This is a genomic window from Candidatus Dependentiae bacterium (genome assembly GCA_026389065.1).
Taxonomy (GTDB): Bacteria; Babelota; Babeliae; order Babelales; family Chromulinivoraceae; genus JACPFN01.
In genome coordinates this window covers 1-12,079 of record JAPLIP010000020.1, presented here as the reverse complement: position 1 = coordinate 12,079, position 12,079 = coordinate 1, and the positions used below count along the sequence as shown (strand labels likewise).

Sequence of the window (12,079 nt, the reverse complement as noted above, 5' to 3'; positions counted from 1 at the left end):
TTTGTAATGAATCCTGGCTTTATTTTGAATATATGAAAAAGTTCATGGTTTTATTTATAAAATATTTTGAAGTTAAATATGATTTGCATGTTTTATATGCGACTACGAAAGGAAGGTTTTCTGGATAGATTTAGTTTTTAAAAGGTTGTCTTTGTTATTTTAATTTAAAAAGGAAAAGTATGTTGAAAAAACATTTATATGGATTATTAATTTCAGGTTTATTTTTGGGTGAAACTATTCAGCCAAGCGTTACGACGCCACAGGGGCGCTCTGTATCTGGACAAATTGCCAGCAAGCCACGCTTTAAAAATAAGAGCAATGCTTCAAAATCCGCAGTGAAAGGTCATCACTCGAACATGCGTTTGATAGAAGCAGATGTAGCAAATGCAGTTAGTAGAGCTAACTCTCATGCTAGAAACTTAGGAACCACAACCGGCTTGGGACTTATTGATCAAAGTGTAGTTGAAAATATACAAAGAGGTATTTTAGACATTACTTTTAATCCTACTGGAACACCGCCTGGAACAAAAACGACTTCTATTGGTGTTGCTGATAGCGGTGCTTATGGCGTTGCAATCGACTCAGATGGTAATATTGTTGTAGCTGGATATTCATATAATGGAACATACAATGAATTTGCTATAGCTAGGTATACATCTGCTGGTATTTTAGATAATAGCTTTGGAACAGCGGGAATAACAACTACTGCAATTGGTTCAGGTAATAGCGGAGCATATGGCATTACAATCGACTCAGATGGTAAGATTGTTCTAGCTGGATATTATAATAATGAATCAAATTATTTATTTGCTGTAGCTAGGTATACATCAGATGGAGATTTAGATACTAGCTTTGGAACAGCAGGAATAACAACTACTCAAATTGGTTCAGGTGATAGCGGAGCGTTTGGCGTTAGAATCGACTCAGATGGTAATATTGTTGTAGTTGGATATTCATATAATGGACCAAATTATTTATTTGCTGTAGCTAGGTATACATCTGCTGGTATTTTAGATACTGATTTTGGAACAGCGGGAATAACAACTACTCAAATTGGTTCAGGTAATAGCGGAGCGTTTGGCGTTACAATCGACTCAGATGGCAATATTGTTCTAGTTGGATCTTTATATAATGGATCAAATTATTTATTTGCTGTAGCTAGGTATACTTAACTATTTTGATTGGAAAAATATAAAAACCAAAAAAGGAGGAGGGGATTATTTCTCTTCCTCCTTTTTTAAAATAGTTAAAAATTTGATTTATAGAGCCTAGTCATTTTGGTGTGGTTTTGTTATGATGCTCTTTATCTTAAACACTTTTCAAGTACAAGAAGGTTGATATGAACGTTTACTTATTAAAAAGTATAGAAAAAGTTGGCATTGCTGGCGAAATCATTAAAGTAAGCAAAGGCTATGCGCAAAACTTTCTATTCCCAAAAAAATTGGGCGTAGAAGTAACTGAAGCTAATGCTGCTTTTTATGCAAAAAAAGCAAAAACAATTGATCAAAGAAAAGAAATTATTGAATCTGTAACAAGTATTCTTGCAGAACAGATCAAAGCTCTTCGTCTATCGATCAAGAAAAAAACACATGATGATGATCGTTTATATGCTGCTATCAACGCAGGCGACATTGTTGAATTGCTAGAAGCAAGCAATGTTAAGGTTTCAAAAAGCCAAGTTGTTTTTGATAAATCTATCAAAACAGTTGGTTCACATTTGGTAACAATTAAGTTGTCATCAAAACTACAACCTCAATTTACTTTAAAAGTATCTGGGTTGTCAGATAAATAATAAAGCATTTTTAAGTATCCCTGTTGTTTTACAGGGATACTTATTTTTTTAGGAGTCCTGGCGCGTGCAACAGTTCAATAATTTTCCTAGGAAGAATTTCCAACAAGATCAAAATGGGCAAAAAGAAAGTTTGCTTGGCAAAACTTTGCCTATGCAAATTGAGGCTGAGAAGTCAGTTTTAGGAGCTGTTCTTTTGGATGATACTTGCTTTGCAACGTTAGAAGAAACTTTGCAGCCACAAGATTTCTATGTTCCTGCGCATGGCATTATTTATAAATCAATGCTTAGTTTGTCTCAAAATAATCAACGTATTGATATGATAACGCTGCAAGACTCACTGCAAAAAACAGGCGAGTTACAACTTTCTGGTGATGTTGCTTATTTTATAGAACTTCAAGAAAATATTCCTTCATTTGGGATGCTTGAGCAGCACGTAAAAATTATTCGATCCAAATCTGTTTTAAGAAATCTGATTCATTCATCGTTAGATATTATTACCAGCTGCTACTCTCAAAATGAGATGGAAGTGGATCATGTTATCGATGAAGCAGAAAAAAAGATTTTTCAAATTATTCACAATCGATCATCTCAAAATTTTGTTCAATTAAATATTTGGTTGAAAAAAACTTTCCAGCATCTTTCTTCGATTAAAAGTTCAAGCCGTGGAATTACTGGCGTTGCAACATCTTTTAAAGGCCTCGATAAGATGACATCTGGTTTTCAGGCTGGAGACTTAGTCATTTTAGCTGCTCGTCCTTCTATGGGTAAAACATCATTTGCTTTAAATATTGCTATCAACGCTGCGCGTCAAAGTGGGGGCGTTGGAGTATTTTCTTTAGAGATGTCAGCAGAACAACTTACACTCCGTCTGCTTTCTACTGAGTCTGGAATTGATCATCAAAAAATTCGCAATGCTACCATTTCTTCTGAAGAATGGATCGCTCTAACTCATGTGGCAGCAGAGCTTGGTGATATGAAGTTATTTATTGATGATACTGCTGCGCTTAACATTATGGAGCTTCGGGCTAAGGCTCGTCAGCTTAAAGCAAAGCATGATGTGAGTATGATCATTATTGATTATTTACAACTTTTACATTCAAGCCGTAAGCATGAAAATAGGCATCAAGAGGTTTCTGAGATTTCAAGATTTTTAAAATCTCTGGCTAAAGAGTTAGCGGTACCAATTATTGCTTTGTCACAGCTTTCTCGTGCTGTAGATAGCCGAACAGATAAGCGCCCAATGCTTTCAGATCTACGAGAATCTGGTGCAATTGAGCAAGACGCCGATGTCATTATGTTTTTATATCGAGACATCGTTTACAACTCAGAAACAGAAAACCCTGAGTTGTCTGAATTAATTATTGGTAAACAACGTAACGGCCCAACGGGTACAATTCCTTTACGATTTGTTCGTGAGCTTACTAAATTCGAAGATATGGAATAAGTCTTTCGAGCAATCTCAAAACCCTTACTAGATTGACAAATTCGCTGTTTTTGGTATCTTTAAATGAGCTACAATTTTAGGGGTCAATTTCAAAGGGTTCAATTCACATGAAAAAAATATTACTTTTTCTTTCAGTTTTTTTTGCAGCAATTCTGCAAGCTGGTCAAGATATAAACAAAAAAACTGAAAATCAAATTATTAAATGTTGCATAGTCTTAAAAATGCCTATTTATCATGTACTATCTAACAACCATTATCTTACAGATGAACGCATTATTGAAATGTATGGCTCTGCTAGCGCAAAATACTGTGAGAGATTTTTGAAGTTAAGAAAAACTCCAGAATTTAAAAAACTTCAAAATGATTTATGCTTAGCAAATGAAAAAGCATCTTTGATGCAGTCAAGCTTAAACAGATAAATCTTTATTTTTATTGATTAAAAGTCTTTATAGGTATACCTTTTTGGAAACGTAATTTAAAAAGGGTATACCTATGATTGTTTTAGGCATTGATCCAGGATTTAGCTTTACCGGTTGGGCTATCATCAGTAAACAAGGCACGCGCCAAACTCTTATCGCTCATGGATATTTATCATTAGACTCAAAACAGACTCTTTCGCAGCGAATTGGCGTTTTTTATGAGTTTTTTTCTGAAAAAATTAAAACGTACCAAGTTACAAATCTTTCGATTGAAACACCATTTCTGGGCAAAAATGCACAAACTTTTTTAAAGCTTGGATACCTTCGTGGTGTTTTATATTTAATGGCATATCAATCAAATCTTATTTTGCATGAATTTTCCCCTCGAGAAGTTAAGCTTGCGGTGACTGGTTTTGGCGGGGCTCAAAAAGACCAAGTTTCTAAAATGGTTCATATGCTTTTTCCTATGCTGCCAGTCGCTAAGACTTATGATGTGACAGATGCTGTGGCGGTTAGCTTGTGCGGACTATGGTCAAGAGCCTAGGCTCACAGAGCCAAATTTATCAAAAATATTAAAAACTCTTGAAATCAACCCTAGAAACAATCTAAATTTAAATTTAGATTCATATGTTTTTTAAGGGGGAGTTTTATGTTGAAACGTTATTTTATAGTTCTTTTTGCTTTCCATGGCCTTAATCAGAAGATATATTCTTCAGTTTTTGCTCGCAAAGAAGATAGTCTTTTTTCTAGCACGCCTGTAAATAATAAACCATCACCAAAAACAATGATAATTCAAAATAAGCATGACTCACTGCCAAATCTTGACGCGCTAAATTTTTCATCTACTTCTACTCGTCCAATATCAAGTGGTAATGGATTAACTCCATCTTTTAATGAAAGATCATTAAGTAGTCTTAATTTTACACCTTCTGTTTAATGGATTAACTCCATCTTTTAATGAAAGATCATTAAGTAGTCTTAATTTTACACCTTCTGTTTCTGGGCAAACACCAAATTATGATTATTCAAGAGACGGAAATGTATCTCCCGTTGGAGGCCCAGATGCAAATGATCAATTTAGAAATAGAAGAAAACCCCAAGTTGTAAATGATAGTGATGATGACGAGATAGTCTCTTCATCAAGAAAAATGACTCATGATGATACTCTTGATGTTTCTAACATAACAGTTGCTGCGCATGATAGTTCTTCTTTGCATAATATTTCTACAGATACTGACACTTCAGCCCATGATCAAGATCGATTAGATCATTCGCTTAATGATAGCGTTCAGTCACTGACGAAGGGCGGCAAGCCAACAATTGATTTTACCAGCAGCATGAAGCTTCATTCAGATCATATTTTCAAAGTTTTAAAAACAGATAAAACATCTCCTTTTGATGGAGGACATGCTTCTGGGACTTGGCGTGCAATATCAACTAAGTATCCAGCTATGATAGGCATTAAAAGTGAAAAAGCTTATTCTGATGGAACAGTTGAGTTTTTATTGCTTCGTCCATCTAGATTGAATAAGGACGGATCAGGGCCTTTTGAATTTACAAAAACAGAATTTCCAGCAAGATGGAGCAATCAAGACATTGTTAACAACACTTTGCGCGTTTATGCCTTTCCTGATTCATTGACGATTAATAAAACAAGTAGAAATAATAAAAGTTCAAGCAGTTCTGAGACAAAAGCTATTGAGATGACTGGAATTGTAGACAAAGTCAATATAATAGTAATTGTAAAAAGAACAATTACTATTCATGAACAAAAAGATGATAGTTCTGAGGCCCGACAAAAAGAAGCTATTAAAAAATTAGATAAAACAGATCCAAATTTAAAAGCTAATATTGCAAGTATAAGGTCACTGTATCCACCAAAAACAGATAAAGTAATTACCGCAATCAATGATGAAATTATTACAGCTTACCCAATTCATGCTGGATCTAAAAACGAAGATGAACCAGACGATAAGGCCTCTATGGCTGCTGCTCGTGGTGAAGCATACGCTGGGCCAAAATCAAAATAATGCTTGATCTAGATTTTAATCAAAATAAAAGAGAGTAATGAATTTAAATTCATTACTCTCTTTTATTTTTTAAACCTTTGGCGGGCGTATGATTATATATATTTATTTAATTAAAAGTTAAGTGCGCCAATGATACCAACAGACCATAGGTTGATAGCTGTATTGTTATTTGCAGGAGCAAATTCAGCAGAGCCAGTTAAAGCAACGTTTGGAGTGTAACGGTTATCATTCCATGTGTATCCAATTTGACCAAATAGTTTTCCAGTGTATGCACGTCTTGCAGCTGCACCAGCAATATCAAGAGCTTCGTCAAGAGCTGCTGGAATACGGTTAGTAGCTACACGAGCATCAACAATTCCAGTAGGAAGAGGAGTTGCAGGATATGCTGAAAGATCACTGTTCAATGGGAATACGCTTGTTCCTGGAACAATACCTGTAACATCTGAAGATGCTAATTGTGTTTGTTGTGATTTAGAAATCTTAGCTAGAGGTTCGCAAAGGTATAAATTACGAACTCTATTGGCTGCTGTAGTTGCCACAAAGTTTCTAGAATCTTCACTAATTTGACGACCAAGAACAGCATAGTCATTTAAGTTTGGAACGTTAAGCCTAACTGCATTGCACGCATCAATTGAAAGACACTCTCTTGAGCGCCCCCAGAATTCGCCACCAATAGAAAGATTCCAATCATTGTGATGCAAGTCAGCCATCAATGCAACAGAGCCTTCAACTGCAAATTTTGAAATTACAGGCATTGTTGTAACGTTTGCAGCAGCTGTGATAAATGAAGGAGTAAAACCTGTTAAATTAACGTTATCGGTTCCTCCTGTAGGTGTTGTTGACGCAACTGCTTTATCTTGAGTTGCATAATGTTGTAGCAACATATATTTTGAACCAGCGCCGTTTTGTTTAAGGTCAAATGTGCGAAGGCTTGGTTTTCTACCTGAGAACAAGTGTAAAACTTCTCCTTCTAACCAAAGATCAACACTTGTTGTTCCTTTTTCATTTTCCCAAGCTTTGTAATGAGCTGTTGATTCAGCACCAAGGCCCCAGTGACCAGCGCGGCCAAAGATTGGCTCAAGAGCATATTTAGCTGTTGGAACGTTTCCTGTAGGGCAAGAAACTTTCACACCTAAATCTACAAATCCTTTGTCGTTTGCCCAGCATGTGTAACCCAATGCTGCTGAAGCATCGCCAATGCGAATTGCTACATTTTTACAGCATCCAATTATACGAGCAAATTCTAGCTGGATTGGTTTATGAAGCGATGAATTGACTGCGCCTTCATTTGTTTCACCACCAGCAAAAGCTTCTGTCATTGAATTATAACGATTGCCAACTGCTGGATATGATAGGAAAGCTGTATCTACAGCGCCATCAGCGGTGTTTTGATATGTTGTTCCAGTCATGTAATCGCCAGTTGCAGTTAAATCAGTACCTTTAAAGCCACCATTGTTTGGAGCAATAGTTTCAGTAACTTTTGTATTTACGCTCATAGCTCCGATTGGCGCTTTAAGAGTAAACCAAAGTCCACGTTCGTCTTTTTTATGTTTGAAATGAAGCATCATGTCAGTACCAACATGCATAACTTTTGGAGAAATAGTGATTGTACCTTGTCCAACTACATTTCCCATACCAAGTTGGTACGCATCAAGGTTTGATTCACCATCGTTTGTACCGTAAGTCATTGAGTTTGTGCCAGACCAGAAAGGAAGGGCGCCTAGGTTTTTGCAGCTACCACATTTTTGACCAAAGCTTGACATGTATTCAGGTGCTAAAACGAATGTTCCAAACCATTCATCTCGCGCAGATTGTGTGTCATACATGCTTTTTTTCATCATCATGTCACGTGAACTGTAGGCTGAAAATGCGTGTGGTTGCCACAAGTTTTGACTTTGTGCGCAGCCTGTGTCACAGCTAGCAGCTTTTGCGCAGCTTGCTTCGCACTCTGCATTTGCAGGCGCAAAACTGAATGCTGCCATTAATAAAGCCCATAGATATAGGGTATTTTTGTTCATACTGGTCTCCGTTTTTTTGGATATAAGTAACTATCAATGTTGAACCTAAAACAATTATTTTTTTTTTGCAAAAAAATTTTACCGATATGTCCTATCAGAGGCCAATTCAGATAAGTTAATAGTTCATGTTTTTTGGTTTTATACAATAAAAAAACTAAAAAACATGCTTACTTGTTTGCTTTTTTGTGTTTTTATGTATTGAGTGAAAATTTAAATATAGCTATGTTCTTTTCTAGCAAGAGATAATCATGAAAATAATTTTTATAACGCTTAGCTTAATTTTTATAAATTCTTTTTTAGCATCATTTAATTTTGGCATAAAAGAAGCTAGCTATTTAAAATCTTGTGATAAAAAATTTTTTTTATGGCATCTTTCAATTCCTTTTGTTGGACTTATTTCAAATGAAAAAAAAACCTTAGATCGACAAGCTGAAATTTTATTATTTGATTTAGCAAAAAAAATGGGAGCGGGTTCTAAGATTGCAATATTGGACACAGATGTTTACAATGAGAATAGTTTTCTGTGCAATCCGACGTCAAAAACTTCGCCATTGTCGCAACACCAGCTCTCGGGGGCCAAATTTGAGAAAAGGCGCTCGCTTCTAAATTCCGATACAAATGATTACCTGTGCGAAATTCGTTTGGCTGAGCAGGTGAAAAAAAATCAAAATATTATAAATTCAAACAAAAAAAAATTAAGCCTAAATCATGGGGATGTAACACGTGAGATTATTAAACAACTTGCTCCACTCTGTGAAATCATAGTCATTCCAATTATGGATAAAAGTGGGTTTGCAAGTAAACAAAGTTTGCTTGATGGATTGCAAAAAGCAATTGATATAAAAGTAGATGTTGTGCATCTTGGATTAAAATGTCAAACAGATATGAATATTAAGTGCCAGCTAGACAAGCAAATAAATAAGTTGATTAAAAAAATTCCATATGTTGTTGCTTCTGCTGGAAATGACGGAAAAAAGATTAAACAGCTAGCTTATCCAGCAGCATTAAAATCTATATTTTTTTCAGTTGGCGCCTTTGAGTATAAAGATAATTCATATCCTCTTTGTGACTTTTCTCAGGGATCTTTAAACTCAGCTCCTAATTTTTTATTTCCAGGATTACAAATTGCTATACCTATTTTTGATACTCAAGCTCAAAATTATTTGGTGCCATATTTTTCTGGTACATCTATGGCTGCAGCAATGATGACAGGTTTTTTAGCTCTTGTTTTATCTGAATTTAAAAATGATTTTAACAAAAAACAAATTCGAGAAGTAATTCTAAGCAGCAGTAAGAAACTTAAAAAAAACTGGGATGAAAAAGTAAATTTTGGCATGGTGGATTGCAGAGAAACACTGATGAAATTATTGATTTTAAAGGGGCTTTTTTATAAAACTTCCTTTATAAAAAAACTAGAGATGATTAATAAATTTTTCACAAAGGAGGCAAATTCTTTTTATGAAGTTTATAAGCTTGGAAATCCAAATAAAAACAATGTAAAAAAAACTACCGTTTATGCGACTTGCGAGTTTTATAAAAAAATTGACAGAGATCTTTATATCTTGGTAAAAGATAATATCTATGCGTTAAAGGAAAGAATTTGGGAAGAAAAACAATACAGTTAATCTTTTGTTTTGCGATACTGGCAATTATTCATATGCCTTTGCAAGCGGTTAATTCTACCAAAGATAATGACTTTGATAATCAGCAAAGCGTATCTTTATTTCCTACGCAGTACATCTATCCGATATCCAATCTTGATTATGACTACTTACTAATCATGCGTCAAAAATCTTATGATGATTTAGAGCTTTGGATGTGGAATAAAAACAGCAAAAAAGCCTATCGAGAATTAGCTTCTATCTATCTTCCTTATTGTGTGCGACTACTGCCAAGTAAAACAGCCTTTAGCTTTATTGATCATGGAAGAGTCCGTGTTAAATCTTTTCAAAAAAGAACTCCTCGCATTATCGATATCGATCCAACCATTCATGCCATTTCGTCCTTAAAATGGATATCAGAAGAACAGTTTTACTTAAAATGGATATCAGAAGAACAGTTTTATTTTGTTGGCAAGCAAAAGGATTATTTTTCTATCTTTTTATGTGATGTTTCTGATCGAGATGTGCAATTGTTTAACTTACACGATAAAGAGCCGATTGATTATTTATATCCCTGTAAAATTAACAACTCTCTTTTTTATATAACCAAAGATCAGTCTTTTAACTACTCTTTTTGTAGGACTGTATGGAGTCCTCAAATTAGCGATCAAAGCCATTCAGTTTTTACAAGACAAAAAGAAATACTTTTAAGCAGTGAGTGCCCGATATGTTTTTTAAGTATGGAGGACGAAAATAACGGATTTGCGCTTAAATATGACAATCAGTCTAACGATGATAAAAACTTTCATCTTTCTTGTTGCGCACTGAATTTAATTCGTGGCTCTTGGTCATTGGAAAAATTATTTGACTTTAAATTACCTTTAAGGCTTTTAACAGGGACTGATAAAACTAGGCTATACGAATCGATTGACCCATTTTTACCAAGTTACTCAAAAAATTATATTTACTTTACAACATATGATGAATTATTAGAATGCTGCAAAGTCTTTCGATATAATAAACAGTTAAAAACTATAGAAGGAGTTGAAGGCCAAACACGATCTATCGGGACGTTTAACCATATTTTTGCGCCACTCGTTGTTGACAATAATAATGTTTACTTTGGATTTGCCCAAAACACCAGATCAAATAATTCTACGCTACAAATTGATGAAACAAGTGGTTCTATAACATGTTTCTTGCCTGAAACAATAATTAACGGAGAAAAATAATGAAAAAAAACATATGTGTTTTTTTATTGAATTGTAACATGCTCGTATTTTGCGTCCCTGCACACATTGCCATTGTCCGACATGGCGAAAAACAGTCCGTCAAAACTATCTTGACCGACAGGCGCGGAAATGTCTTAAACACCACTCAAGGAAAGCCAATGATGGGAGATCATCTTTCTACTCGCGGATGGGAACGAGCTTACGCACTAGCTCCATTTTTTACCCTGTCACCTTTTACTAAAAATTATGGAAAGCCCGTTGCGGTTTTTGCACCAAAACCAAGCGACTCATATCAATCTATGAGACCAGTTGACACTGCAACGCCAACAGCTGATCGATTACAGATTCCATTGCAAAAAAACTATTCACTTTCAGAATATAAACAATTTGTTACAGAAATTATGACCAATCCTGAATACAATCAAAAAACAGTAGTCATTGTTTATGAGCACGCGCACATCTTAGAGCTCTTAAAAGAATTTATTGATTTTAAGAATGTTTCAAGCTCACCTTCGACATTAAAAAGCCTTCCTAATCATTGGAAAGGCAACGTTTTTGACAGACTGTGTTTGCTTCATTTTACACAAAATGAGACCACCAAAAGCTATGACGTAGCCTTTGAAAATAAGCCGCAAAAATTATTGTTTGATGACTCAAATAAATAATTTTTGAATTGCGTGAAAATAGCCAAGGGATGCAATCTTTGATGTTTTTGGTGAAAAACCACCCTGTGTGTACATAATAGGGCTTATGCGGATTGTGGCGAAATTTCGGTTTTTCTAAAAATTTGAAGTTTCGCAAAAAAATAACATTTATAAATTTTGAGCGAAATTCTTGACTTTCGATTGAATGATTTATCAACTTAGTAAAAGTTGCCTAAAATTGTAAGTTTTGCAAAACCTGTTTTAAATTTTTTGCAAAAATTTTGCATTGATCTAGGATCATTTTTAATAGGATAATTTTATCTGTTCATTTTATAAAAAACGGAGACCAGTATGAACAAAAATACTCGATATTTGTGGCTCTTGCTACTAGCTGCATTTCAACACCCTTATGCAAAGGCTGAATGCAACACAACCTGTGCTACAAAAGCAACTGAGTGCAATACGAATTGCCCAACAAGTGTTAACACTTGGCTACCTCGTCCATTTTCTGCTTACTCATCTCGTCAAATCATTCAAGAAAAATCTCTCTTGCAAACTGAGAGCAATCGGGATGAATGGTTTGGAACACTTTCTTTTGCAACTGAGTACATGGCTAACTTTGGTCAAAAATGTGGCGGTTGTAAAAACCTAGGTGCTCGACCTTTCTGGTCTGGCAACAACACAATGACAATTGGTAACGGCACAGGCGCAGCTGACCTTGATGCGTATCAATTTGGTCTTGGAAATGTTAACGTTGATGAAAAAGGAATAGGCGGAACAATTTCTTTAAATCCTCAAATTATGCACGTTGGTACAGATTTGATGTTGTATTTCACACAGAAAAAAGACGAACGTGGATTATTCTTTAAAATCAATGCTCCACTTGGCGCAATGAGAAT

General features: G+C 35.1%; 12 protein-coding genes. 11 read left to right on the top strand and 1 reads right to left on the bottom strand.

Annotated features, from left to right (window positions below; translation table 11 throughout):
* Nucleotides 1-179: 179 nt before the first annotated feature.
* The 7 genes from NTU89_00880 to NTU89_00850 all read left to right on the top strand — a co-directional run bounded on the left by NTU89_00880 (nt 180) and on the right by NTU89_00850 (nt 5,685).
* Nucleotides 180-1,172 (top strand): hypothetical protein, encoded by a 993-nt coding sequence (locus NTU89_00880; GenBank protein ID MCX5923099.1) that lies wholly within the window; start codon nt 180-182, stop codon nt 1,170-1,172.
* A gap of 167 nt (nt 1,173-1,339) precedes the next feature.
* Nucleotides 1,340-1,792, top strand: a complete 453-nt coding sequence (rplI, locus tag NTU89_00875; GenBank protein ID MCX5923098.1) for a 50S ribosomal protein L9 — start codon at nt 1,340-1,342, stop codon at nt 1,790-1,792.
* Nucleotides 1,793-1,856: 64 nt separating this feature from the next.
* A complete protein-coding gene (gene dnaB / locus NTU89_00870) occupies nt 1,857-3,236 on the top strand; it encodes a replicative DNA helicase (protein ID MCX5923097.1) in 1,380 nt (459 codons plus the stop codon).
* Between the two features lie 107 nt (nt 3,237-3,343).
* Complete coding sequence (locus NTU89_00865) at nt 3,344-3,655, top strand: hypothetical protein (protein ID MCX5923096.1); 312 nt, start codon at nt 3,344-3,346, stop codon at nt 3,653-3,655.
* Nucleotides 3,656-3,728: 73 nt separating this feature from the next.
* Nucleotides 3,729-4,199 carry a crossover junction endodeoxyribonuclease RuvC gene (gene ruvC, locus NTU89_00860; protein ID MCX5923095.1) on the top strand — a complete coding sequence of 157 codons (471 nt, stop codon included), beginning with the start codon at nt 3,729-3,731 and terminating at the stop codon, nt 4,197-4,199.
* 105 nt (nt 4,200-4,304) lie between these two features.
* On the top strand, nt 4,305-4,592 hold the full coding sequence (locus NTU89_00855; protein MCX5923094.1) for a hypothetical protein: 288 nt from the start codon (nt 4,305-4,307) through the stop codon (nt 4,590-4,592).
* A 211-nt stretch (nt 4,593-4,803) separates the two neighbouring features.
* The gene (locus NTU89_00850) at nt 4,804-5,685 is read left to right on the top strand and encodes a hypothetical protein (protein ID MCX5923093.1); all 882 of its coding nucleotides are present in this window, start codon (nt 4,804-4,806) and stop codon (nt 5,683-5,685) included.
* Nucleotides 5,686-5,795: 110 nt separating this feature from the next.
* On the opposite strand, the gene NTU89_00845 is transcribed toward NTU89_00850, so the two are convergent.
* On the bottom strand, nt 5,796-7,703 hold the full coding sequence (locus tag NTU89_00845) for a hypothetical protein (GenBank protein ID MCX5923092.1): 1,908 nt from the start codon (nt 7,701-7,703) through the stop codon (nt 5,796-5,798).
* Between the two features lie 248 nt (nt 7,704-7,951).
* Between NTU89_00845 and NTU89_00840 the strand changes: the two genes are divergently transcribed.
* From NTU89_00840 to NTU89_00825, 4 genes are all read left to right on the top strand, one after another.
* Nucleotides 7,952-9,328 (top strand): S8/S53 family peptidase, encoded by a 1,377-nt coding sequence (locus NTU89_00840; GenBank protein ID MCX5923091.1) that lies wholly within the window; start codon nt 7,952-7,954, stop codon nt 9,326-9,328.
* The gene (locus NTU89_00835; GenBank protein MCX5923090.1) at nt 9,304-10,536 is read left to right on the top strand and encodes a hypothetical protein; all 1,233 of its coding nucleotides are present in this window, start codon (nt 9,304-9,306) and stop codon (nt 10,534-10,536) included. The genes NTU89_00840 and NTU89_00835 overlap by 25 nt, the downstream gene beginning before the upstream one ends.
* Complete coding sequence (locus NTU89_00830; protein ID MCX5923089.1) at nt 10,536-11,201, top strand: histidine phosphatase family protein; 666 nt, start codon at nt 10,536-10,538, stop codon at nt 11,199-11,201. The genes NTU89_00835 and NTU89_00830 overlap by 1 nt, the downstream gene beginning before the upstream one ends.
* Before the next feature lie 330 nt (nt 11,202-11,531).
* A partial coding sequence (locus tag NTU89_00825) for a hypothetical protein (GenBank protein MCX5923088.1) occupies nt 11,532-12,079 on the top strand: 548 nt, incomplete at its 3' end.